Origin of the sequence: Bradyrhizobium sp. McL0615 (assembly GCF_049993905.1) — a bacterium.
Lineage (GTDB): Bacteria > Pseudomonadota > Alphaproteobacteria > Rhizobiales > Xanthobacteraceae > Bradyrhizobium.
Window position 1 is genome coordinate 8,774,617 of the sequence record NZ_CP188254.1, and the last position, 22,324, is coordinate 8,796,940.

Here is a 22,324-nt window from a genome sequence, read left to right on the forward strand (position 1 = left end):
CCTGATAACTACCTAACGGGAGGCGCGTATTGAATTCCGCCCTGGGTCCAGAGCGCATTCAATCCGCGCGGGATGCTCAGCCTGGACTGCGTTCCAACGTTCCTTTCATAGATCTCTCCGTAATTGCCGACCGCGCGGACGGCGCGCGCGGCCCAGTCCTTCCCAAGGCCCAACTGCTCGCCAAATTCACCTTCGGTGCCGACCAAGCGCCTTATATTGGGGTTGGGAGATTTCACCGCATCGTCGATCGTCGCCGACTTGACGCCCAGTTCCTCGGCGTTGATCAATGAATAGAGCGTCCACTTGACCAGGTTGAACCACTGGTCGTCGCCTTGCCGTACCGCCGGCCCGAGCGGCTCCTTCGAAATGACTTCCGGCAGGATGATATGGCTGTCGGGTGCCGACAGCTTGAGGCGCTCGGCGTAGAGCTGCGACACGTCGCTCGTCAGCACATCGCATTTGCGTTCGTCATAGGCTTTCCGGCTCTCTTCCGCAGTGCCGAAGGCCAGAACCTTCAGGGCCATGTCGTTGGCACGGAAATAGTCGGTCACATTCAGTTCGGTGGTGGTGCCGGTCTGGGTGCAAACCGTCTTGCCGCCAAGCTGCAAGGCGGTATCGATCCCGGCATCCCGGCGCAACAGAAAGCCCTGGCCGTCGTAATAGGCGATGCCGGCAAACATCAGGCCGAGCGAACTTTCCCGTGACATCGTCCATGTCGAATTGCGCGACAACACGTCGATCTGGTTCGACTGCAGCGCCGCGAAGCGGACGGATGCATCGAGCGGCATGAACGTCACCTTGGCGGGATCGCCGAAAATCGCCGCCGCCACGGCGCGGCAAATGTCGACGTCAAAGCCGGTCCAAATGTTCTTGTCGTCCGTGCTGGAGAAGCCCAGCAACCCCTGGCTGACGCCGCAATTGAGCGTGCCGCGCTCCTGGACCGCCTTCAGCGTCTGCGCGCCAGCTGGGGGGCCGCCCGCAAGAACAAAGGCCAGCAATGCGAGGACCGGGAGGAGCACAGGCAGCTTCTTGAAATCACGCATTTGGATCTCGCAATCGGTGGCGGTTAACACGCTCTTGAGCCGAAATGACGTCCGCAGGCTAGCACAACCGGAAGGGTTCCCAATGCCTGGCCGGCTGGTGGATGGGGGCTGTCTGGAAGATAGGACCTCGTCCGAAATGTTCGTCGTCCCTGCGAACGCAGGGACCCATACGCCGTGGCCGGCGTAATGGGCACGACCGAAGACGACTTCGCTTCCGCAAGCTACGGCGATATGGCTAACCCATACCGTCTGCGACCCACGCTTTCTCGATAGATAACGCGGTATGGGTCCCTGCGTTCGCAGGGACGACGGAAACAGCTAATCCTCGACCCCGTAGCGATGCAGGTCGTTGCCGTAGGTGTCGAGCCAGCGCTTGGCGCGTTCGACATGGTCGCAGATGCGGCCGACGACCCGCCAGAACCGCGGCGAGTGGTTCATCTCGACGAGATGGGCGACCTCATGGGCGGCGAGATAGTCCAGCACATAGGGCGGCGCGAGGATCAATCGCCACGAATACGACAATGAGCCGGCCGAGGTGCACGATCCCCAGCGGCTCGACTGGTCGCGGATCGACACCCGCCTGACCCGCACGCCGAGATCCGCCGCATAGGCCAGCGACGCCTTGTGCAGATCCTTGCGCGCCTCGCGCTTGAGAAAATCGTGGACGCGTCGGTCCATGTGGTCGGCGCCGCCGGCTACGCACAAGATCTTGTCGCCGCTGTCGCGGGTTTCGGTCCACACCGTGCCGCGCTCGCCCGCGCGATGCACGATCCGGTGCGGCACACCGCGCAGCGGCACCACCGTGCCGGCCTGGAACGGTGCGGCCTTCGGCAAACGACCGAGACGGGCGGCGATCCAGCCACCATGAAGCTGTGCAAAGTCCTTGGCTTCCGCGAGCGTACCGCGCGGCGGCATGGTCAGGATGGCTTCGCGGTCGGTTGGATGAATGCGTAACGTATAACGCCGCGCGCGGCGGTGCCGGCGCAGCCTGATCGCAAAGACTTGCGAGCCGTGCTTGACCAAAAGAGTCGCGGGTTCGGCGGGCCGCCGATAAAGGAGGGCGCGAGTAGCCATGTCTTGGAGTCCGGGGAGTAGGAGTACGCCCGGATTCTGCCATATCCGCTGCCAAGGGAATCTCATCTAAATCGCCCGGCGCAAAAACAAATCATTTGCCCAATATACAGGGGCTTAGAGCGAAATAACCCCTACCGGCAGGGGCTGGAACCCGAAATTTTGCCTGGAACCGGGGGTCAAATCCGGCCTCAAGGAGTGAGTCTGAACTCACCCCTTGATTCGGCCCAAAATTGGAATGTTTGAATCTATTCAGCAGCTTATCGGGAGGCCCCGGAATCGATGCCGCCGAGGGCTACTCCGCTGCACGGACCAATGTTGGCTTGGTATTGGCCGCTGACACCTTGGGATTGGCCGCCGACATCATGAAATCGGAGATGCGCGGCACGATTTCGGAACGGAATCGCGATCCGTTGAACACGCCGTAGTGTCCAACGCCCTTTTGAACGTAATGAACGCGGCGTTGATCGGGAATATTCGGGCACAATGCGTGCGTCGCTTCGGTCTGACCGAGTCCGGAGATGTCGTCGTTCTCGCCTTCCACCGTCATCAGCGCCACGCGGCGGATCTGTGAGGGATCAACCGGCTTGCCGCGGTGAGTCATCTCGCCTTTGGGCAGCGCGTGCTTGACGAAGACGACGTCGACGGTCTGGAGGTAATATTCCGCCGTCAGATCCATCACCGCGAGATACTCGTCATAGAATTCGCGATGCTTGTCGACCATATCGCCGTCGCCCTTCACCAGATTGTTGAAGAGCGCCTTATGCGCATCGGTATGGCGATCGAGATTCATGGTGATGAAGCCCGAGAGCTGCAAAAAGCCCGGATAGACGTCGCGCATCACGCCGGGATGCGGGAACGGCACCTTGGTGATGACATGGTTGCGGAACCATTCGATGCCGCGCTCGGCCGCGAGGTTGTTCACGGAAGTAGGATTGCGGCGGGTATCGATCGGGCCACCCATCAGGGTCATCGACAGCGGTACAAAGGGATCGCGCGCCGCTTCCATCACGGAAACCGCCGCCACCACCGGCACCGAAGGCTGGCACACCGCGATCACATGCATGTTGCCGCCGAGCACGTGCAGCATCTCGATGATGTAGTCGACATAGTCGTCAAGATCGAAGCGGCCCTCGGTGAGAGGGACCATCCGCGCGTCGGACCAGTCGGTGATGTAGACTTCATGCGTCGGCAGGAAAGCTTCGACCGTGCCGCGCAGCAGCGTCGCGTAATGGCCGGACATCGGCGCCACGATCAGCACGCGCGGATGCGGGCTGCGCAGCGGCCGGGTCAGCTTGCGATCGAAATGCAGCAGACGGCAGAACGGCTTTTCCCATATCGAGCGGACTTCGACCGGCGTGCGCACGCCATTGACTTCAGTGGTGTCGAGGCCCCATTCGGGCTTGCCGTAGCGGCGGGTGGTGCGTTCGAACAATTCGCAGGCCGCGGCGATCGATTTGCCGAATTCGGTGTGCGACCAGGGATTCAGCGGGTTTTGAAACAGGATCTTGGTGGCGTCGGTCACAGCGCGCGCCGGGTTGAGCGACGCGTGGCCCATTTCGTACATCCAGTACATCGGCGTCGTCAGCGCCGGACTGCCTTCGGCCACTAGGGGCGGTGCGCCGCCAAACTCACCAATAGGCATGTTATTTCTGACCTCTGTTTGCGCCGCAGCATAGTGCAGAATGCGTAATAATGCGTCAATGCGCCGAAGGCTCCTATCCAGACGTATAAGGGGCGAAAACCCCGCAAATACACGGAAAACTGTGACTTATTCGCCACCTCCGAGCAAAGATCCGTGGTGTTTGGCGCTGCGCAAAAGGGCAAGGAAGATCGCAAAGGAGGCAGCGAACAGCACTGCGTTGATGCCGAGCGACCAGACCATCAGGTCGGCCCTGAACTCGTGATGGATCAGAAGCGCGCGCATGCCCTCGAACACATAGGTCGGCGGCAGCGTCCAGGCGATGGCTTGCAGCCAGCCGGGCAGCACCGCGACCGGATAATAGATGCAGGCGAGCGGCATCAGGCCGAACATCAAGGTCCAGACGATGCTCTCGGCGCCGAGCCCGTTGCGCAGCACCAGGCCGGATACGAAAATTCCGACCGACCAGCTCGTGAAGATCAGGTTGCAGAAGAATGCGATCAGCGGCAGCCCGATCGCGAAGAAATTGAAATCGAAGAAGAACAGCGCCAGCAGCGTCATCGGGATGACGCCGATCGCGAGCCGGATCAGGCTCATGATCATCAGCGAGATCAGGAATTCGATCGGCTTCAGCGGGCTCATCATCAGGTTGCCGAGGTTGCGCGCCCACATCTCCTCGAGGAACGAGATCGAAAAGCCGAGCTGGCCGCGGAACAGGATGTCCCACAGGATCACCGCGCCGATCAGCGTGCCGCCGGCACGCGCAAAGAAGCTGTCGTTCTGCGCAATGTAGCTCTGCAGAAAGCCCCAGGTGATGATCTGCAGCGCCGGCCAGTAGATCAGCTCCAAGAGCCGCGGCCACGACGACATCAGGAGATACCAGTAGCGCAGCACCATCGCATGGATGCGATGGATGGAAATCCCGCGATGCGCGGCGATCTCGCGGACGACCTCGCTCATGGCGCCCCCTCCCGCACCCGCCCGCGGGCGACATCGAGAAACACTTCTTCCAGCGTGGCCCGGTTGTAGCGCGCCATGATCTGGTCGGGGCTGTCGTCATCCTCGATGCGGCCGCGCTTCATGATGATGACGCGGTCGCACAACCGCTCCACTTCCAGCATGTTGTGCGACGCCAGCAGGATGGTGGCGTCATGGGCCTTGCGGTAATCCTGCAAATGCTGCCGCACCCAGTCGGCGGTGTCGGGATCGAGCGACGCGGTCGGCTCGTCGAGCAGCAACAGTTCAGGCTGGTTGATCAGCGCCTTCGCCAGCGCGACGCGGGTCTTCTGCCCGGCCGAGAGTTTACCGTTGGCGCGGTCGAGAAAATCCTTGAGATCGAGGTCGGACGCGAGCTGATCGATGCGCCCGGCGAGATCCTTCACCGCATAGAGCCGGCCGAAAATGGTGAGGTTCTGCCGCACCGTGAGCCGCATCGGCATGTCGACATAAGGGCTCTCGAAATTCATCCGGCCGAGCACCTCGGCGCTTTGCTCCGGCATTGCATGACCGAGCACCTGGACCCGCCCCGAGGTCGGCAGCACCAGCCCCATGATCATCGCAATCGTCGTGGTCTTGCCGGCGCCATTGCCGCCGAGCAGGCCGGTGATGCTGCCCCGCGCGATCCGGAACGACACGTCATCCACCGCGCGGGTGGTCTTGTAGAGTTTTATCAGATGCGCGACGTCGATCGCGGCGGAGCCTTCCGGCCCGGCCGCGGCCGATTGCACTGGCGTGGCGTCGCTATTGACCATTTCAGGGACGTTCATTGGGCCATCAGGGCTGGTAGCGCAAGGCTTTGTCCTTGAGCAGCAGCAGGGCTGTCATCCTTCGAGACGGCGCTGTCGCGCCTACTCAGGATGAGGTCCAAGACCCTCATGGTGAGGAGCCGCCAACGGGTCGCGCGAATGCGCGCCCGATGACAGGCTCCGCGGCGTCTCGAATCATGCAGGCCCCCGTGCCAAACCGAATGACGTCGCTAATTTGTGATCGCGACCCCGCACGGCTAAACTCCCGCAATGACCGACGTCGACGCCACTGATTTCCGCCTTCCGCACCGCTATGTCCGTCTCGATACGATCCTCCGGCTGCGCTGGCTGGCGGCGCTCGGCCAGCTCACCGCGATCTTCATCGTGGCGAATGGGCTGGAATTCGCCTTTCCGGCCCTTGCCTGCGTCGCCATCGTCGGCGTTTCGGCGCTGCTCAATCTCGCACTGCAGACCGCCTTCAACCCGATGCAGCGGCTGGAGCCGGTCTATGCCGCGGCCCTGCTCTCGCTCAACATCGTCGAATTGGCTGCGCTCTTGTTCCTGACCGGGGGATTGCAGAACCCGTTCTCGTTCCTGTTCCTCGGCCCGGTCCTGATCTCGGCGACCGTGCTGCCGATCCGGCTGACGATCGGGCTCGGCCTGCTCGCGGTCGCCTGCGCCTCGGCCCTGGTGTTCTTCCATTTGCCGCTGCCGTGGGACAGCGAAGACCCGCTGGTGCTGCCGCCGATCTATCTGTTCGGGGTCTGGCTCTCGATCGTGCTCGCGATCGGCGTTACCAGTCTCTATGCGTTCCAGGCGACCGAGGAAGCACGCAAGCTTTCCGATGCGCTGGCGGCGACCGAACTGGTGCTGACGCGCGAGCAGCATTTGACCCAGCTCGACGGCCTTGCGGCTGCCGCCGCGCATGAACTCGGCACGCCGCTGTCCACGATCTTCCTGATTTCGCGGGAGCTGGAAAAGACTGTCGACGGCAACGACCCGTTGGCGTCCGACCTGAAAACCCTGCGCGAGCAGGCGCGGCGCTGCCGCGACATCCTGGCCAAGATCACCCAGCTTTCCTCCTCCGGTGCGCCGTTCGACCGCATGCCGCTGTCGACGCTGATCGAGGAAACGGTGGCGCCGCATCGCGATTTCGACGTCGCCATCAAGGTGCGGCTAGCTGTCGCAGCCACGAAGGAACCCGTCGGCGCGCGGAACCCGGCCATCCTCTACGGCGTCGGCAACATCCTAGAAAATGCCGTCGATTTCGCACGGACCACGGTGGAGGTGAACGCCTGGTGGAATGCCGATACGGTCGAAATCATCATTTCGGACGACGGCCCGGGCATCGCGCCCGATATGCTGAAACGGATCGGGGAACCCTATTTATCAAGGCGCCGCAGCGCCGATGAGGCTAATCGCGACCGCGCAGGCCTCGGCCTTGGCGTGTTCATCGCCCGCACGCTGCTGGAACGAACCGGCGCCAAGGTTTCGTTCTCCAACCGGACCTTTCCCGATCACGGCGCCGTGGTGCAGATCGCCTGGCCCCGCGCCAGCTTCGAGGCCGAGGATAATGCTGCCGGTCCAGCGGATTAGGGTAAAGCGAGCCGATCGACTTTGTGGGGCCTTGGCAGTGCAAGGCTGCCGCGCCATATGCTCTATATGATGCTCTGTATCCGCAACCCCGGGGGAACCCGATTTTGAACGCCATCGCCGAACTGAACGATCTCTCCGACCGCTCGCTGCTGATCGTCGAGGACGACAAGCCGTTTCTCGAGCGCCTGTCACGCGCGATGGAAACCCGCGGCTTCGCGGTAACCTCCTGCGACACCGTGACCGACGGGCTGGCGCAGATCAACAAGGCCGCACCGGCCTTCGCCGTGGTCGACCTGCGGCTTGGCGACGGCAACGGGCTCGACGTGGTGTCGGCGCTGAAGCGCAAGCGCCCCGACGCGCGCACCATCGTGCTGACCGGCTACGGCAACATCGCAACCGCGGTCACCGCGGTGAAGATGGGCGCGGTGGATTATCTCTCGAAGCCGGCGGATGCCGACGACGTCGTCGCGGCGCTGCTCGCCAGCGGCAACGAGAAATCCGAGTTGCCGTCGAACCCGATGTCGGCGGATCGCGTGCGCTGGGAACACATCCAGCGCATCTACGAGATGTGCAACCGCAACGTCTCGGAGACGGCGCGGCGGCTCAACATGCACCGCCGCACCCTGCAGCGGATTCTGGCCAAACGCGCGCCGCGGTAACAGCCCATCGCAGCCTCGGAGGGTGGGCAAAGCGCAAGCGTGCCCACCATTCAAGACATCGGTCGCGAAGAGATGGTGGGCACGCTTCGCTTTGCCCACCCTATGGCTCTGCGTTAGCGGCCGCGCCGAGACCGCCACGCCAATGCGATGCTCGATAAGACAAACCGCAGCATCAAAATAACGGCGGTGATTTGAAGCCAAATGATGCCGCCGAGCTCCCGCAGAACGATCTCGATGCGATCTCCCCAAGGGTACGGCAGCGAATCGCCAACGGCTTCAATCCCGTGCGTTGCTCCGCGCAGGCCCCATTTGATCCAGTCGGGACGGTAATAGAAGATGCCTGCGATCAGTATCCACGCGACAATCGCCGTCGCGATGCGAAAGCTGTGAACCTTGGCGTGATGCTTCAACCCGGAATAATCTCTCGCCATCTGCCGATTCTAAATTCATGAGAACGAGACTCTAGAACTCCCCGTGTCCCTGCGGGTCGACGAGGCGGTTGATCCGCTGCGCCGCGGCCATCGCAAAACGCACCGTCATCGATTTGCGCGTGGCCGCCGGCAGGCGATGCTCGGGGGCCTCGCAATGCAGGTGGGCGCCGTAGGCGTCGGCGATGATCAGGCCGGTGTCCTGCGGAAAAATCTCGCAAGGCAGATCCTGCGTGAAGGCGAAGAACAGCCGGTCGCAATGCATCCGGTAATCCTGCCATTTCTGGTCGGCGCGCAGATCTTCCACTGAGGATTTGATCTCGACGATCCAGATTTCGCCTTTCTCGTTCAGCGCCACCAGATCGGCGCGCCGCCCCGAGGGCAGCGGCAGCTCGCTGACGCAGGAGAACCCTAGCGACCGTAACAGCCGCGCAGTGCCGCGTGCGATTGCGAGCGCGGTTTCCGACTGGCGGCGGTCCAACGGCGGCACGAGGCTGATCTGGCGGATGGGCGATTCCATCCGTGAACCCTATGCGATTTCACAGCGACCACCCAGCGCGATGCCAAGTCCGGCGCAAAGCCGGCCACAAATTTGTCAGTAGCCAGCCTTTTTTGTGACCTCGATGCACCGCGAAGCCAGGGAAACCTTGCTTCCGAGGGACAAGACGCTGGAGGAGATCCAACGATGCCACGCATCGCACCATCCGCTTTTGCCCTTGCCCTCACTGCCCTGTCGCTGTCATCAGGCCTGTCATCGGCCATTGCAAAGCCCGCCGTCGAAGTCGCTTTCGTGCTCGACACGACAGGTTCGATGGGCGGCCTGCTCGAAGGCGCCAAGCGCAAGATCTGGTCGATCGCGACCGCGATCGTCGATTCCAATCCCGACGCCGACATTCGCATGGGCCTCGTCGCCTATCGCGACATCGGCGACGACTACGTCACCAAGAAGATCGACCTCACCACCGACATCCAGGATCTCTACGCCCACCTTCTGGAACTGAAGGCGCGCGGCGGCGGCGACTGGCCGGAAAGCGTCAACGAGGCGCTCGATGTGGCCGTCAACAAGCTGCAATGGACCTCCGGCGGCGATACCAGGCGGATCGTGTTCCTGGTCGGCGACGCGCCGCCCCACATGGACTATGCGCAGGACACCAAATACCCGGTCACGCTGAAGGTAGCGAAGCAGCGAGACATCATCGTCAACGCGGTGCTGACCGGCGATGCCCGCGATACCGAGCGGGTGTGGCGCGACATCGCCCAGAACGGCAACGGCCGCTTCATCCCGATCCCGCAGGACGGCGGCCAGGTCGTCATCATCGAGACGCCTTACGATGAGGAGATCATCATCCTGCAGCGGGAGATCAACGGCACCGTGATCCCTTACGGACCGAAGCAGTTGCAGAAGCGCACCGAGGGCAAGACCAAGCAATTGTCCGATGTCGCCGCTGCCGCGCTCGCGCAGGCCTCGGAGATGGCGAGCTACCTCAACAAGCGCTCCAAGGCGACGTCGGAGGCCGTGACCGGCGATGGCGATCTCGTCTCCGACGTCTTTGCCGGCCGCAGCAGGCTTTCCGCCGTCAAGGATGAAGACCTGCCCGACAATCTGCGCGCGCTGAAGCCCGAGCAGCGTACCGAGGAAGTCAACAAGCAGATGGGCCAGCGCAAGGCGCTCAACGAAAAACTGTCGGCGCTGGTGGCGAAACGCGACCAATACGTCGCCGACCAGCGCGCCAAGGCGCCGCCGAAAGCGTCGTCGTTCGATCGCGTGGTCGAGGATACGCTGAAGGCGCAGATCAAGCGGTAATGTGATCGGCTGTCATTCCGCGGCGATGCCAAGCATCGACCCCGGAATGACGGCCCCGCTTAGACGTGCCGGCCTATCGCGAGCTGATAGATCGTCATAATCACCTCGAACAGGATCAGCAGCACGATAATCACTTCGAGCCGCAGCGAGCGCCGCGTGTCGATGATATCGGTCAACACCTGCGCGCTCTCGGCGATCACGGCGAGCTTGCGGTTCAGTGATTCCGCACGCTCCTTGAGCTCGTACTCGTCCTCCAGCCGGGCATAGAGCCGCTCCAGATGCGGCTTGTCCCAGAGCACATCGGGTTTCTCTGCTACTTCGACCGGCCCCGACACCCGGTGCCGCACCAGCAGTGCATTGCCGATATTCTTCAGGATCGAACGGCGGCTGCCATGCATACGCCCGCTCCGTGCCAATTCCCGCGCGAACGGCTCGGTCGTGTCGAAGACGCTGGCCACCTCGCGTTCGTGCCGGGCCAGAACGACGCTCTTCGCCAGCGCCTCGCCGATCAGGATCAGCCGCTCGGGCGAAAGGCTCTGCAGGCAGATCGGGCCGCCGGGTGGAATCTGGTCTTCCCTTTCCGGCGCCAATTCGATGATCGCGATTTCCTCGTCGCGCCGCGCAGACTTCCCCGTCATGCGATGGTCGAGGCCGCGAAGGAATTCCTCCTCTTCCAGCGCATTCAGCCCGATCAGGACCACCACGCCATAGCGGAACAGTATAGCGACGCCATTCGCATTGACGCGAAACGCGAGCGGTGTCGTGGCAAGGACATCGCCACGCTCGAGGCCCGACGTATTGAGGCGCTCGCTGACGAAGAAGGCACGGGCTGTGGTGCGGGGTCCGACCAGCGGCGATTTGGAGGGTTGGTCCATGAACTGTACATCCCGGCCGAAATCGCGATCTGACCGATGCGATTTCCGGCTTTCACCACTAAATATCCGTCTGCGGAACTTTATCACGGACTGAATCGGGTTACATATCGGTTCCCCCGCGTGTTGACCCCGTTTCAATGTGCAATATGGTGCCATGCATGGATGACAAAACCGAGACCCAGGCCGATACCCAGGCCAAGGCCGGCGCGATGATCGTGCCGGTGACGCTGTTCGAGCAGAACTGCACCATCATCTGGCACGAGCCTTCCAAGAAGGCCGTGGTGATCGACCCCGGCGGGGACGTTCCCAAGATTCTGGAGGCGATCAAGCAGACCGGCGTCACGGTCGAGAAGATCTGGCTGACGCACGGCCATATCGACCATGTCGGCGGCGCGGCCGATTTGCGCGATGCACTGCAGGTCAAGATCGAGGGTCCGCATATCGCCGACAAATACCTGCTCGAGAATGTCGTGAGCAGCGGCGAGCGCTTCGGCATGACTGGCGTGCGCAATTTCGGACCCGACCGCTGGCTCGACGAGGGCGATCAAGTCTCGATCGGCGATCTCACCTTCGACATCCTGCACTGCCCCGGCCATTCACCGGGCAGCGTGGTGTTCTTCAACAAGGATTTGCGCTTTGCCCATGTCGGCGACGTCCTGTTCAACGGCTCGGTCGGGCGTACGGATCTGCCCGGCGGCAGCCACGCCACGCTGATCAGCTCGATCAAGGAAAAGCTGCTGCCGCTCGGCGACGATGTCGGCTTCATCTGCGGCCATGGCGCCGGCTCCAGCATCGGCCATGAGCGGATGACCAATCCGTTTCTCACCGGCGAGATGTAATCGCGACTATTCCGCGGCCATCCCCGGCATGTCGCCCGGTCCGGCCGGCGCCAGATGGCGCGTGCCCCAATCGCGAATCGCGGCGATGACGGGAACGAAACTCTTGCCCTTGCGGGTCAGGCGATATTCGACCTTGGGCGGCACGACGCCGTAATCCTTGCGGTCGATCAGCCCGGTTTCGGTCAGCGCCTTCAGCTCGCGGCTGAGCACGCGCGGCGCAATTTCGGAACTTCCAATGGTGCCGCGCAGCAGGCCATTCCTGATTTCGCCATAGCGGAGCGGACCGTCCTTCAGATCCCAGACGATGCGCAGCTTGTACTTGCCGCTGATCATTTTCTGGAAAGCAGCGACCGGACAGCCGCAGGTCAGCGCTGATTTCGGCTTCGCCATCTCGTCCCCTCCGATGCATTGGAGGCGGTCAGGATACGAGCAAGTGCGGATAAGTCCATACTATCATTTTTGTCCATACTTGCGCTTCCGCTCCAACGCACACCAGATGATCCGATGCAGCCCAACGAAGGAGCCTTCAATGAAGCACTTCATGATCAAATATCAGTTCGCCAATGGCACGCCCGAGGAATGGCACCGGGAAATCGGCCGCTTCATTGCCGCGCTCGACAATGACCCCGAGCTGAAGGGGAGGATTATCTACCGCTGCATGAAAAACCGCGACGATTCCAGCTATTGGCATCTCGCCTCTGCCGCCGACGATTTGGCGGTCAAGACGCTACAGCAGCGGGAGTTCTTCAAGCATTATACCGAAAAGACCCGGCAGGTGGCGGGCGGCGAAGTCACGGTCACGCCGATTGAATTGATCGCCGAAACTTCACCGCGGTCATAAATGAGCGCGGGTACGTGGCGTGACGATTCAGTTGTGAATGATAGCCGTCACCTCGATTTCGGCTCGAGCCGAAGCGGGTGTTAGAGCGGCGACCTGTACAAGCGTGCTTGCTGGGCGGGACGCACCGAACGTCTCTTCATGCGCGCGCGCGATTTGATGGACATCCGCCATATCGAGAACATAGACGACGGTTCGTACGACGTGGCGTAGCTCCGCTCCAGCCTCACCAAGCGCTGCCGCGACCGTTGCGATTGCGGCCATCATCTGCGTGTAGGCATCGCCCTCGAGGTGCTGACCGCGGGCCGTCGTTCCGGAAACGAACACTTGATTCCCGACGCGGACAGCGCGCGCATAGCCGTATGCGTCCTCGAAAGGATAGCCCGAAGAGAAATTGGTTCTGATCAACGGTCAACTCCTCCGCTGTGCTGCTTCAGTAAAGCACGCGTGTGAGTGGATGTATTCAAGCGTCATACGGAGAAGACCGGGCAGGTGGCGAGCCGGGAAACCATGGTCACGCGATCGAACTGATCGCCGAAACCGCTCCAGCGCAAGCTCCCTTACCGCGGCTATTTCATCAGTCCCGCCGCCGTCAGGGCGCGGGTGATGACGCCGCCGACATCGATGCCGCGGCGCCTCGGTTCGCTCGGCGCGGGGTTGTGTTGGCGAACGGGCTTGTGGGACTTCGACCACAGCGTGGCGGCCAGATCGGACGACTGCAGGGATTCGGTGGCGGCGGATGGGACGACCGTCGACGCCGGCGCCGGTTTGGTCGCTTCGGCGGCGGGATTGACCCGGCCGGTGAGGCCGAAAAAATCCGCGATGTGATAGGAAGACGAGATTCCCGCTTCGATCAGAAACGCCCCTTCCGCGCCATAGGGTTCATCGTTGCCGGTCAGGCCCAGCGGCGTGCCGTGGGCCATGTCGGTGATGGTGTAGGATTCGACGACGGTCTCGCCGTCGGCATTCCACCAGACCTCGCGCGGATGACCGTCGACGTCGACCCCCGACATCGGCGCTGACGGCAGGCCGTGGACGTCGAGCCATTGCTTGACGATTTCGTTGGCGTTGCCGGGATTGACTGTACGATCGGCGGTGCCGTGCCACACCGACACTTTCGGCCACGGGCCCTTGTGTTTGGAGGCCTTGCGAACCAGATCGCCCAATTTGCTTGCGGGGCGCGACGTCGACTGCATCATGCCGCCGAGCGCTTCCCGGACATTGCTGGCGATGCCGAACGGGAGACCGGCGATGATGGCGCCGCCCGCGAACACTTCCGGATAGACCGCCAGCATCACCGACGTCATCGCGCCGCCGGCGGAAAGGCCGGTGATATAGATCCGGCGCGGATCGATTTTATGATCGGCGACCATCCGCGCGACCATCTGCCGGATCGAGGCGGCTTCGCCGCGGCCGCGCGCGACATCGCCCGGATTGAACCAGTTGAAACAGGTGTTGGCGTTGTTCGCGGACTGCTGTTCGGGCATCAACAACGCGAAGCCATAGCGTTTGGCGAGCGTCGACCAGCCGGTGCCGAAGTCGTAAGCGGTCGCGGTCTGGCCGCAGCCGTGCAGGACGACGACGAGCGCGGGCGCGCGCGGCAATGGCTCCGGCACATAGGCGAACATTTTGAGCGCGCCGGGATTGGTGCCAAATCCCGAGATTTCGACGAGCGGACTGCTGGCCCCCGGCGAAGTGCTGCGGCCATAGATTCCCAAGCCATTGAACCCGTTCAGCTTCGGGAAATGGCGCAGGAATTCGACGTTCTTCGCGAGCGACAAGGTGGCTCCTGGGGCGATTGTGCTTAATGCAACGTTACCCAGAACAGATAGTTGCTGCACTGCAAAATAAAAAGGCCGTGCACTGTCATTCCCCACAATCAAATTTCGGCAATTGACGTTAATTTGTCATCTCGTGACCTGACGCATCCATGTCAGGAATGCGGCGCAGGCGATAATCGACAGCGTAAACAGCGCGCACGCGGCAAACAGCGCCGGCCGACTCGCGTGATTCGATTCGATCGCGAAGAATACCGCACCGATCGCCGCGACACCCGCGGCATTCGCAATCTGCGCCGTGGTGCCGTAGATGCCGGAGGCGGCGCCGGCGCTCACGGGCTTCACGGTCGAGAGCACGGCGCTCGACAATGGCGCCATGACGAGCCCTTGTCCGTAGCCGAAGATCGTCAGCGCCAGGGCAAGAACCACCGCGGACGGCGTATCGATCCATTCGATCGCGATCACCAATGCGGCAAGGCCGGCAATCTGCACCGCGCAGCCCTCGATCAGCACCAGCGTGCCGCGATGTTTGGCGCGGGCTCCACTATGGCGCGAAGCGATCACAAAGGTCAGCGCCAAAGGCAGGAAGACGAGGCCGGCCTGCAGCGGCGGTATCTGCAGCCCTTTCTGCAGGTAGATCGTCATGACCAGATAGAACGACAAATTGGCGAAGAAGAAAAAGAACACGGCGGCAAGTCCGCGCATGAATGCCGCATCCGACAGCAGCGCGAGATCGATCAACGGCATGCCGCCGCGGCGGGCGACCGCGCGCTCCAGGCGCAGGAAGGCAGCGATGATGGCCGCGCCCGCCGTCATCACCAGCCAGACCGTGGCCGACCAGTGCAGATCGTGGCCGAACAGCAGCGGACCGATCAGGCACAGCAGGCCTGTAAACAGCACGATCGCGCCGGGAATATCCAGCCGTGTGCCGGCGCGGCGCTGAAACGTCGGCATGATCCTGAAGGCCACAGCCATGATGAGCACGCCAAATGGCACGTTGACGAAAAACACCGCACGCCAGCCGAGGCCCGCCAGATCAAGCGTGACCAGAATGCCGCCGAGCACGAAGCCGGCCGCGCCGGCCAGTCCGAGCACGATGCCGTAAATGCCGAAGGCGCGGGCGCGCGAGGCATCCGCAAACAGCAAATGAAGAGTGGCCAGCACCTGCGGCACCATCAGCGCCGCGGTCGCGCCCTGCGCCAGCCGCGCCGCGATCAGTTCAGGGCCGGACTGCGCCAATCCGCACCACAGCGAGGTGACGGTGAAGCCCGCCACGCCTGAGATGAACACGTTCCGCGCGCCGTAGATATCGCCGAGGCGGCCGCCGGTGACGACCAGCGTGGCATAGGCGATCAAATAGACCGCGATGACAGCCTCGATCTGCGCCGCGCTCACGTGCAGCTCAGTCGCGATCGTCGGGATCGCGACGTTGACGATGAAGGCGTCGACCCCGAACATGAATTGCGCCGCGACGACGGTCGCGAGCACCCACCAGCGGCGCGAGGTATCGACGGGAGCGGAGACGATCTGATGCATGGGGGGCGAGCCTTGTTGGGGATCTCTTGCATCGGATGATCTCAGGCTTCGGTCGTATCAGCGATTACCCCCGAGGTAATCGATTTCCCGCGTGAACGCGGTTCCAGTGGCGCCCGCCTCCAGCTGAAGAACTCACGCGGTCGACGGCTCCAGCGATCCCGTCAGCGAGGCGCGCTGCGACAGCTCGATCCAGTTGCCGTCGGGATCGCGCACCATCGAGATCCTTGCGGTGCTGCCAAGCGTCACCGGCGCGCGCGCCTCGCGGCCGCCATGCGCCAGCACGTAAGCGTGCTCGCGATCGACCTCAAAGACCTGGAACGTGATGTAGCGCCAGCCCTTGCCGTCGAACGCGGCATCGTCAGGCGCATCCGCCGCTTGCTCGACAATCAGCACCGTGTCGCCCGCCAGGAAGGTCATCGCGCCATCGGCCACCCCGCCCTGCGGCAATCCAAGCGCCTCGCTGTAGAAGCGGCGATGCGCCTCTGCGTCGCGAACGCCAAGACGGATGCCGATGCGTTCGATTCCGAACATGCCCTTCGGCACCAGCACGACGCGGTTGCCATCCTGATCAATCATCGGCTGCGGTGTCGCGATGCCATCGCGCGCAATCAACAGCTCGCGATAGCCGGAGGGCGGATTGTCGGGCAGCGGCTCATAGACCTGGTTGATCTTCAGGATCGAGCCGCAGAGATCGTGCCGGTGCTGCTTGTAGCCGCGGCGGATCGGCTGGGTGTGGTCAAACGGCAGGCCGATCTCGTTTTGCCAGAACTTGAGCGCCGGCGGCGCGTTGTTGGTCGCAAAGCCGATGTCGATGCGGGGTTTGGCGAGTTTCATCTCGGCCTTCGGCGGCAGGAGGGGCAAACTAATTCCGGCCGACGGTAAGACAGTCGCCTTCGCGCGACAACCATGCGCTGGCGGCGGGGTTCTCAGGATTGCCTTGCCCCTGCCCACCCCGTAGGTTTGATGCCGAGCAATTCCCAAAGAATAATAAATCCGGAGAGAAAACCCCCATGGCGCGTCTCAAGTTCGGAGCCTTTCTCGCCCCGCATCACCCGATCGGCGAGAATCCGCTGCTCCAGTTCCGCCGCGATCTCGATTTCGTCGAGCAGATCGACACGCTCGGTTTCGACGAATTCTGGTGCGGCGAGCACCATTCCTCGGGCTGGGAAATGATCGCCTCGCCGGAAATGTTTTTGGCGGCTGCTGGCGAACGCACCAAGCGCATCAAGCTCGGTACCGGCGTGGTCTCGCTGCCCTATCACCATCCCTACAACGTCGCCCAGCGCATGGTGCAGCTCGACTGGATGACCGGCGGCCGCGCCATTTTTGGCTCCGGTCCGGGCGCGCTGGCGTCTGATGCACATACGCTCGGCATCGACCCGATGACGCAGCGTGACCGGCAGGACGAAGCGATCGCGATCATCCGCCGCCTGTTTAGGGGCGAGCGCGTCACGGCGAAGAGCGACTGGTTCACCATGCAGGACGCCGCGCTGCAGCTACTCCCGCTGCAGGAGGACATGCCGTTCGTGGTGGCCTCGCAGATCTCGCCATCCGGCATGACGCTCGCCGGCAAATATGGCATCGGCATCATCTCGCTGGGCTCGATGTCGACCCAGGGCCTGATGGCGCTGCCGACGCAATGGGGCTTTGCCGAGGACGCCGCCAAGAAGGCCGGCGTCACCGTAAGCCGCTCCGACTGGCGCGTGCTCTTGAGCTGGCACATTGCCGAGACGCGCGAACAGGCGCAGCGCGAGGCCGGCCCCGGCCTGATGCGCTGGCACAATGAATATACCGTCCGCACCTTACAGCGGCCCGGGGTGGAGCCGTTCAAGTCGCCCGAGGACGCCGTGGAGAAAACCGCCGGCGGCGAGAACGCGGCCTCGACCATCGGCACGCCGGATGATCTGGTCAAAACCATCAAGAACCTGATGCATGTCTCCGGCGGCGTCGGCTCCATCATCGGCTTCGTGCACGACTGGGCCAACCCGGAAAACACCCGCCGCAGCTGGGACATGGTGGCGCGCTACGTGATTCCGGAAATCAACGGCTACGTGACCAAGCTGCGTGAATCGCAAAAATTCCTGATCGAGAACCGCGCGGTGTTCGAGCGCGCGGGCGAGGCCGTGATGGCGAAGATTATGCAAAACGAAAAGGCCGCCGCCGCGCTGCCGCTGACCGGCCCGGGCCGGGTCGCGATCCCGACCATCAACGCGCCCGACCTGCAGAAGGAAGCGGCCAAGCGGAAGGCGTGACGGTTTTCTGACGTTAGTGATGACGACGAGCTCTATCGTCGTCATTGCGAGCGAAGCGAAGCAATCCATACCTCAACGCGCGGATAGATAGATTGCTTCGTCGCTATCGCTCCTCGCAATGACGGGGTTGGCCGTTTTGCAAAACGCTAGCGCCAGAAGCGTCTCACTTCCCGTAATATTCCTGCACGGTGTCCCACGCGACGTTCTGCAGGAACGCCGCGGTTGGCGCATCGATCCCGGCGAGATAGCTGCTTCCGACCGGCGAGCGCCCGGTCAGCGCCGCGAACACCACACACGTCGCCAGATAGGTTCCGGCAAGCGACGGATGGCGCTTGTCGGGCGCATAGAGATTGAGTTCGGGTTGTTTGCCGATGGCCTTGGCAAAGGCAAGGCCCGCCGGGATCACCAGCGCGTTGTTGGCGTTGCCTGCGACCGTATAGGCCTCAGCCAGTGGCGCGGTCATCTCGGGCTTGTCGGCATAGGCCCAGGACATGAAGAACACCGGCTTGGCGCCCTTGCCGCGCACGATGTCGCTGTTCTTTTTGGCGTAGTCGGTGAATACCGAATTGAGCTTGGGATGGATCGGGCACTGGCTGCAATCCATCATGACGGCGACGTCGAACAATTTGTCGAGCTTGTTGAAGACGACGTTGTTGTTGTCGTCGAAGGAATAGCTGCCGATGGCGTTGGGCCTGAAATAACTTTCGACATCATGCCAGTCGAAGCCGGAGCCGCCGATCGTCACCATCGTGTTGCGGTAGGCCTGCTTATTTTCGGGGTCGGCGGCCTTTTCCATCAGCGACAGATGTCCCGGCAGGCCGTTGTTGTAATAGAAGAAGCTGTTGCCGATGAAGATTCCGGTCTTGGGAAAGTCCGGCCCCAGGGTCGTGACGAGCGGCTTGGTCTGCGCATGTGCCACGCCCGCAGCGACCGGGATTCCGCCCAGGACGATGAAGGCCAACGCGACAACACGAAACAATTTCGGCATGATGTCCCCCTGATATGCTTGGTTTGGGATACGATAGCACGCCTTCGGGCGCGATGGCGCGAATTGACCCGCCGCCGGGGCATCCCTTCACACGTTCGTGCTATATGCTTCGGCGAGACAAGGCTTTATTTACGGGGCAGGCTTTGGCCGGCAGCGATATTCGGGTCACGACAAAGCCGCCGATACGATAGATAATATTTGCTATTCCAAGGCTCAACCGGAGCAAGCGCCATGTCGATGCAGAGTGTGGCTTCCCCCGCCAATATCCCGGTGCCGCCGAACCCCAAGGCGTTGCGGCACATTCCCGGTAACGAGGGTTGGCCGTTCATCGGCAACACACTGGCGGTGCTGGCCGACCCCAAAGGACAGATTGAGAAGTCGGCCGCCAAATACGGTCTGGTCTACCGCACCCATCTGTTCGGCGAGACCAGTGTGACGATGCTCGGGCCTGAGGCCAATGAGCTCGTGCTGTTCGACCAGGGGCGGCTGTTCTCCTCCACCCATGGCTGGGGACCGATCCTCGGCCTGCTGTTTCCGCGCGGGCTGATGCTGCTGGATTTTGAAGAGCACCGCCTGCACCGCCGCGCGCTGTCGGTCGCGTTCAAGTCGGGGCCGATGAAGTCCTACCTCGTCGATCTCGACCGCGGCATTGCGGCGCGGGTCAAGCAGTGGAAGGCGCAGCCGGGCGAGATGCTGGTGTATCCGGCGATGAAGCAGCTCACGCTCGATCTGGCGGCGACGTCGTTCCTCGGCGCTGAGATCGGGCCCGAGGTCAACGAGATCACCCGCGCCTTCGTCGACATGGTGGCCGCTGCCGTGGCGCCGATCCGGCGGCCGCTGCCGTTCACGCAGATGGGCCGCGGCGTTGCAGGCCGCAAGCGGATCGTTGCCTACTTCGCCGAGCAGATTCCGATCCGCCGCGCGCGGGGCGGCGGCAATGACCTGTTCTCGCAACTGTGCCAGGCGACGCACGAGGACGGTGCGCTGCTGTCGACCCAGGACATCATCGACCACATGAGTTTTCTGATGATGGCGGCCCATGACACGTTGACGTCGTCGCTGACCTCCTTTGTCGGCGAGCTTGCCGCCCACCCGGAATGGCAGCAGCGGCTGCGCGAGGAAGTCAAAGGCCTCGGCATCGAGGCCAACGACCCCTCCAGCATCGACAATCTCGAAAAGATGCCGCTGTCGGAAATGGCGTTCAAGGAAGCGCTGCGGCTGAAGCCGCCGGTGCCGTCGATGCCGCGCCGCGCGGTGCGCAACTTTTCGTTCAAGGGATACGACCTTCCCGCCGGCACGCTGGTCGGCGTCAACCCGCTGTTCACGCACCATATGCCGGAGCACTGGCCCGATCCGGACAAGTTCGATCCGATGCGTTTCTCTGACGAAGCCCAGCGCACCCGCCACCGCTTCGCTTGGGTGCCGTATGGCGGCGGTGCGCATATGTGCCTCGGCCTGCACTTCGCCTATATGCAGGCGAAATGCTTCGCGCGGCATTTCCTGCAGAATCTCGAAGTGTCGCTGGAGCCTGGCTACAAGCCGGACTGGCAGATTTGGCCGATCCCGAAACCGCGCGATGGTTTGCGCGTGGTGGTCAAGCCGATTTAGATTCAGTGCGTAGGGTGGGCAAAGCGCAGCGTGCCCACCATCTCTCGAGACCACGCATGTGAATGGTGGGCACGCTTCGCTTTGCCCACCCTACGATCCAGCTTCACTTCACGAGCGTCGTGAGTTGCGCGCCTTCGTCAGCCACGAACACCGCGATCAATTCGGCAGGCTCGGTCATGCTGGCATTGGCCGAGACCAGATGCACGGCGCCGGGCGGCTCGAAGAAGGATTGCCCGACCCCAAACGTCTCGACCGGGCCGCCCGCCAGTTGCGAGCGGATTTCGCCCTTGGTGATATAGGCGGTGACCGAACCGGCATGCCGGTGTGCCGGCGTGAGCCCGCCGGGGCCATAGAACACCCGCACGATCGTCACGCGCTTGCCCGCCACGTTCGGCAAGGCATGCGAGGAGATCGGCTCGACCACGTCCTGTGTCGAACCACTCGCGCTGTTGGCGCAGAGCGGCTCGATGATGGCCGAGACAGCGTCCATGGTGGATGGCAGCGCCTTGCCGATGACGAAGGCACAGGCGAGTCCGGCGATGATGGCGAGGTAGAGCGGACGGCCTTCTGATATCGGTGACGGTCGGAATGTTGCAGACATTTGCGTCTCTCTCCCTTGCATTATCTGGTCGTCATTGCGAGGAGTGCAGCGACGAAGCAATCCATCTATCCGTTTTGCCGCGAAATGGATTGCTTCGCTTCGCTCGCAATGACGACAAGGCGGATTATCCCGCGCCCTGATCGAACGCCTTCTTCAGCGCGACATAGCCCTGCTGCTGCTGGCTCCAGTTGCGGCCGCCGGTCATGGCGCCGTCGACCACCAGGTCGTGGCCGTTGATGAAGGAGGATTCGTCGCTCGCCAGAAACACCGCGGCACGCGCGATATCCTCGGGCAGACCGGCGCGTGGTATAGGCTGGGCCGATTTGTAGACCTCGCGCATGACGGCAGGCGTCTTTTCGGCAGCCTCCACCGTCAGGCCCAGCGCCTTGCCGAAAATGCCCGTCGCGATCGCGCCGGGCGAAATCGAATTGACGCGGATGTTGGCTTCGCCGAGTTCCATTGCCACGCATTTGGTGAGATGGATGACGGCGGCCTTCGCCGCGCTATAGACCATCGACGACGAAAAGCCGGCGAGACGGCCGGCGATGCTGCCATTGTTGATGATGCTGCCGGAACCCTGCTCTCGCATATGGGGGGCCGCATGCTTCATGCCGAGCATCACGCTGCGCACCAGCGTCGCCATCGCGGCGTCGAAACGCTCGACCTCGAGACCTTCGATGCCGCCGGTTTGCGCCGGACCGCCGGCATTGTTGAACAGGCAATCGATGCGGCCGAATTTCTCCACCGAAAGGCCGATCAGCGCCTGCATCTGCGCTTCCACCGTGACATCGGTCTGGCGAAAGACGCAGGTCGCGCCGAGCTTTTTGGCCAGTGCCTCGCCCTCCGGCGCGCGGCGCCCGGCGATCACGACTGTCGCGCCTTCGGCGACGAATAGTTCCGCGGTGTGCAATCCGATGCCGCTCGTCGCACCGGTGATCACAGCAACCTTGCCGTCCAGCCGTCCCATGTCATCGCCCCCTCTTGCCGTCGGTTCCACCAATATTCCCGCCCCTCGGCCTGC

The 22,324-nt window shown here is 62.7% G+C and carries 22 protein-coding genes and 1 pseudogene; 7 read left to right on the top strand and 16 right to left on the bottom strand.

Features of this window, described 5'->3' with window-relative positions; translation table 11 throughout:
- Nucleotides 1-8 precede the first annotated feature (8 nt).
- The 5 genes and pseudogenes from ACPPVP_RS42250 to ACPPVP_RS42270 form a co-directional block, all read right to left on the bottom strand.
- Nucleotides 9-1,043: an amino acid ABC transporter substrate-binding protein gene (locus tag ACPPVP_RS42250; protein ID WP_426529967.1), complete on the bottom strand. Its 1,035-nt coding sequence runs from the start codon at nt 1,041-1,043 to the stop codon at nt 9-11.
- 318 nt (nt 1,044-1,361) lie between these two features.
- Nucleotides 1,362-2,212, bottom strand: a pseudogene (locus ACPPVP_RS42255) (M48 family metallopeptidase).
- A 197-nt stretch (nt 2,213-2,409) separates the two neighbouring features.
- Nucleotides 2,410-3,759, bottom strand: a complete 1,350-nt coding sequence (locus tag ACPPVP_RS42260) for a polyhydroxyalkanoate depolymerase (RefSeq protein WP_426529969.1) — start codon at nt 3,757-3,759, stop codon at nt 2,410-2,412.
- 126 nt (nt 3,760-3,885) lie between these two features.
- Nucleotides 3,886-4,716 carry an ABC transporter permease gene (locus ACPPVP_RS42265; protein ID WP_426529971.1) on the bottom strand — a complete coding sequence of 277 codons (831 nt, stop codon included), beginning with the start codon at nt 4,714-4,716 and terminating at the stop codon, nt 3,886-3,888.
- A complete protein-coding gene (locus ACPPVP_RS42270; protein WP_426538354.1) occupies nt 4,713-5,507 on the bottom strand; it encodes an ABC transporter ATP-binding protein in 795 nt (264 codons plus the stop codon). The genes ACPPVP_RS42265 and ACPPVP_RS42270 overlap by 4 nt, the downstream gene beginning before the upstream one ends.
- Before the next feature lie 264 nt (nt 5,508-5,771).
- On the opposite strand from ACPPVP_RS42270, the gene ACPPVP_RS42275 reads away from it, so the two are divergent.
- The gene (locus tag ACPPVP_RS42275; RefSeq protein ID WP_426529973.1) at nt 5,772-7,097 is read left to right on the top strand and encodes an ActS/PrrB/RegB family redox-sensitive histidine kinase; all 1,326 of its coding nucleotides are present in this window, start codon (nt 5,772-5,774) and stop codon (nt 7,095-7,097) included.
- Nucleotides 7,098-7,201: 104 nt separating this feature from the next.
- The gene (locus ACPPVP_RS42280; RefSeq protein WP_426529975.1) at nt 7,202-7,756 is read left to right on the top strand and encodes an ActR/PrrA/RegA family redox response regulator transcription factor; all 555 of its coding nucleotides are present in this window, start codon (nt 7,202-7,204) and stop codon (nt 7,754-7,756) included.
- 113 nt (nt 7,757-7,869) lie between these two features.
- Here ACPPVP_RS42280 and ACPPVP_RS42285 read toward each other — a convergent pair whose 3' ends face one another.
- Both ACPPVP_RS42285 and ACPPVP_RS42290 read right to left on the bottom strand, forming a co-directional pair.
- Nucleotides 7,870-8,166: a hypothetical protein gene (locus ACPPVP_RS42285; protein WP_426529977.1), complete on the bottom strand. Its 297-nt coding sequence runs from the start codon at nt 8,164-8,166 to the stop codon at nt 7,870-7,872.
- Between the two features lie 52 nt (nt 8,167-8,218).
- The gene (locus tag ACPPVP_RS42290) at nt 8,219-8,704 is read right to left on the bottom strand and encodes an MmcB family DNA repair protein (protein WP_426529979.1); all 486 of its coding nucleotides are present in this window, start codon (nt 8,702-8,704) and stop codon (nt 8,219-8,221) included.
- Nucleotides 8,705-8,869: 165 nt separating this feature from the next.
- Between ACPPVP_RS42290 and ACPPVP_RS42295 the strand changes: the two genes are divergently transcribed.
- Nucleotides 8,870-9,988: a vWA domain-containing protein gene (locus ACPPVP_RS42295; protein ID WP_426529981.1), complete on the top strand. Its 1,119-nt coding sequence runs from the start codon at nt 8,870-8,872 to the stop codon at nt 9,986-9,988.
- Between the two features lie 59 nt (nt 9,989-10,047).
- On the opposite strand, the gene ACPPVP_RS42300 is transcribed toward ACPPVP_RS42295, so the two are convergent.
- On the bottom strand, nt 10,048-10,863 hold the full coding sequence (locus ACPPVP_RS42300; protein ID WP_426529983.1) for an RMD1 family protein: 816 nt from the start codon (nt 10,861-10,863) through the stop codon (nt 10,048-10,050).
- Nucleotides 10,864-11,021: 158 nt separating this feature from the next.
- Between ACPPVP_RS42300 and ACPPVP_RS42305 the strand changes: the two genes are divergently transcribed.
- Complete coding sequence (locus tag ACPPVP_RS42305; RefSeq protein ID WP_426529985.1) at nt 11,022-11,702, top strand: MBL fold metallo-hydrolase; 681 nt, start codon at nt 11,022-11,024, stop codon at nt 11,700-11,702.
- 6 nt (nt 11,703-11,708) lie between these two features.
- Here the strand turns inward: ACPPVP_RS42305 and ACPPVP_RS42310 are convergent, their stop codons facing one another.
- On the bottom strand, nt 11,709-12,092 hold the full coding sequence (locus ACPPVP_RS42310; protein ID WP_426529987.1) for a winged helix-turn-helix transcriptional regulator: 384 nt from the start codon (nt 12,090-12,092) through the stop codon (nt 11,709-11,711).
- Nucleotides 12,093-12,231: 139 nt separating this feature from the next.
- Between ACPPVP_RS42310 and ACPPVP_RS42315 the strand changes: the two genes are divergently transcribed.
- Entirely contained in the window at nt 12,232-12,543 is a 312-nt protein-coding gene (locus ACPPVP_RS42315) for a hypothetical protein (protein ID WP_426529989.1), read from the top strand.
- 27 nt (nt 12,544-12,570) lie between these two features.
- On the opposite strand, the gene ACPPVP_RS42320 is transcribed toward ACPPVP_RS42315, so the two are convergent.
- From ACPPVP_RS42320 to ACPPVP_RS42335, 4 genes are all read right to left on the bottom strand, one after another.
- On the bottom strand, nt 12,571-12,948 hold the full coding sequence (locus ACPPVP_RS42320; protein WP_426529991.1) for a Rid family hydrolase: 378 nt from the start codon (nt 12,946-12,948) through the stop codon (nt 12,571-12,573).
- Nucleotides 12,949-13,109: 161 nt separating this feature from the next.
- Nucleotides 13,110-14,321 (bottom strand): extracellular catalytic domain type 1 short-chain-length polyhydroxyalkanoate depolymerase, encoded by a 1,212-nt coding sequence (locus ACPPVP_RS42325; RefSeq protein WP_426529993.1) that lies wholly within the window; start codon nt 14,319-14,321, stop codon nt 13,110-13,112.
- 126 nt (nt 14,322-14,447) lie between these two features.
- The gene (locus tag ACPPVP_RS42330; RefSeq protein ID WP_426529995.1) at nt 14,448-15,854 is read right to left on the bottom strand and encodes an MFS transporter; all 1,407 of its coding nucleotides are present in this window, start codon (nt 15,852-15,854) and stop codon (nt 14,448-14,450) included.
- Nucleotides 15,855-15,986: 132 nt separating this feature from the next.
- Nucleotides 15,987-16,688: a VOC family protein gene (locus ACPPVP_RS42335; RefSeq protein WP_426529997.1), complete on the bottom strand. Its 702-nt coding sequence runs from the start codon at nt 16,686-16,688 to the stop codon at nt 15,987-15,989.
- A 176-nt stretch (nt 16,689-16,864) separates the two neighbouring features.
- On the opposite strand from ACPPVP_RS42335, the gene ACPPVP_RS42340 reads away from it, so the two are divergent.
- Nucleotides 16,865-18,106 (top strand): LLM class flavin-dependent oxidoreductase, encoded by a 1,242-nt coding sequence (locus tag ACPPVP_RS42340; RefSeq protein ID WP_426529999.1) that lies wholly within the window; start codon nt 16,865-16,867, stop codon nt 18,104-18,106.
- Between the two features lie 163 nt (nt 18,107-18,269).
- Here ACPPVP_RS42340 and ACPPVP_RS42345 read toward each other — a convergent pair whose 3' ends face one another.
- Nucleotides 18,270-19,094: a hypothetical protein gene (locus tag ACPPVP_RS42345; RefSeq protein ID WP_426530001.1), complete on the bottom strand. Its 825-nt coding sequence runs from the start codon at nt 19,092-19,094 to the stop codon at nt 18,270-18,272.
- A gap of 231 nt (nt 19,095-19,325) precedes the next feature.
- Here ACPPVP_RS42345 and ACPPVP_RS42350 point away from each other — a divergent pair, with 231 nt between their 5' ends.
- Nucleotides 19,326-20,702 carry a cytochrome P450 gene (locus ACPPVP_RS42350; RefSeq protein WP_426530003.1) on the top strand — a complete coding sequence of 459 codons (1,377 nt, stop codon included), beginning with the start codon at nt 19,326-19,328 and terminating at the stop codon, nt 20,700-20,702.
- Between the two features lie 103 nt (nt 20,703-20,805).
- Here the strand turns inward: ACPPVP_RS42350 and ACPPVP_RS42355 are convergent, their stop codons facing one another.
- Both ACPPVP_RS42355 and ACPPVP_RS42360 read right to left on the bottom strand, forming a co-directional pair.
- Nucleotides 20,806-21,303, bottom strand: coding sequence for a cupin domain-containing protein (locus ACPPVP_RS42355; protein ID WP_426530005.1), 498 nt, complete (start codon nt 21,301-21,303; stop codon nt 20,806-20,808).
- 124 nt (nt 21,304-21,427) lie between these two features.
- Nucleotides 21,428-22,270, bottom strand: coding sequence for an SDR family NAD(P)-dependent oxidoreductase (locus ACPPVP_RS42360; RefSeq protein WP_426530007.1), 843 nt, complete (start codon nt 22,268-22,270; stop codon nt 21,428-21,430).
- Between the last annotated feature and the right edge of the window lie 54 nt (nt 22,271-22,324).

What these genes read in the sequence shown, in the direction of transcription:
- ACPPVP_RS42250 (WP_426529967.1), bottom strand. Translation starts at nt 1,043, where the DNA reads ATGCGTGATTTCAAGAAGCTGCCTGTGCTCCTCCCGGTCCTCGCATTG.
- ACPPVP_RS42260 (WP_426529969.1), bottom strand. Translation starts at nt 3,759, where the DNA reads ATGCCTATTGGTGAGTTTGGCGGCGCACCGCCCCTAGTGGCCGAAGGC.
- ACPPVP_RS42265 (WP_426529971.1), bottom strand. Translation starts at nt 4,716, where the DNA reads ATGAGCGAGGTCGTCCGCGAGATCGCCGCGCATCGCGGGATTTCCATC.
- ACPPVP_RS42270 (WP_426538354.1), bottom strand. Translation starts at nt 5,507, where the DNA reads ATGGTCAATAGCGACGCCACGCCAGTGCAATCGGCCGCGGCCGGGCCG.
- ACPPVP_RS42275 (WP_426529973.1), top strand. Translation starts at nt 5,772, where the DNA reads ATGACCGACGTCGACGCCACTGATTTCCGCCTTCCGCACCGCTATGTC.
- ACPPVP_RS42290 (WP_426529979.1), bottom strand. Translation starts at nt 8,704, where the DNA reads ATGGAATCGCCCATCCGCCAGATCAGCCTCGTGCCGCCGTTGGACCGC.
- ACPPVP_RS42295 (WP_426529981.1), top strand. Translation starts at nt 8,870, where the DNA reads ATGCCACGCATCGCACCATCCGCTTTTGCCCTTGCCCTCACTGCCCTG.
- ACPPVP_RS42300 (WP_426529983.1), bottom strand. Translation starts at nt 10,863, where the DNA reads ATGGACCAACCCTCCAAATCGCCGCTGGTCGGACCCCGCACCACAGCC.
- ACPPVP_RS42305 (WP_426529985.1), top strand. Translation starts at nt 11,022, where the DNA reads ATGGATGACAAAACCGAGACCCAGGCCGATACCCAGGCCAAGGCCGGC.
- ACPPVP_RS42310 (WP_426529987.1), bottom strand. Translation starts at nt 12,092, where the DNA reads ATGGCGAAGCCGAAATCAGCGCTGACCTGCGGCTGTCCGGTCGCTGCT.
- ACPPVP_RS42315 (WP_426529989.1), top strand. Translation starts at nt 12,232, where the DNA reads ATGAAGCACTTCATGATCAAATATCAGTTCGCCAATGGCACGCCCGAG.
- ACPPVP_RS42330 (WP_426529995.1), bottom strand. Translation starts at nt 15,854, where the DNA reads ATGCATCAGATCGTCTCCGCTCCCGTCGATACCTCGCGCCGCTGGTGG.
- ACPPVP_RS42335 (WP_426529997.1), bottom strand. Translation starts at nt 16,688, where the DNA reads ATGAAACTCGCCAAACCCCGCATCGACATCGGCTTTGCGACCAACAAC.
- ACPPVP_RS42340 (WP_426529999.1), top strand. Translation starts at nt 16,865, where the DNA reads ATGGCGCGTCTCAAGTTCGGAGCCTTTCTCGCCCCGCATCACCCGATC.
- ACPPVP_RS42345 (WP_426530001.1), bottom strand. Translation starts at nt 19,094, where the DNA reads ATGCCGAAATTGTTTCGTGTTGTCGCGTTGGCCTTCATCGTCCTGGGC.
- ACPPVP_RS42350 (WP_426530003.1), top strand. Translation starts at nt 19,326, where the DNA reads ATGTCGATGCAGAGTGTGGCTTCCCCCGCCAATATCCCGGTGCCGCCG.
- ACPPVP_RS42355 (WP_426530005.1), bottom strand. Translation starts at nt 21,303, where the DNA reads ATGTCTGCAACATTCCGACCGTCACCGATATCAGAAGGCCGTCCGCTC.
- ACPPVP_RS42360 (WP_426530007.1), bottom strand. Translation starts at nt 22,270, where the DNA reads ATGGGACGGCTGGACGGCAAGGTTGCTGTGATCACCGGTGCGACGAGC.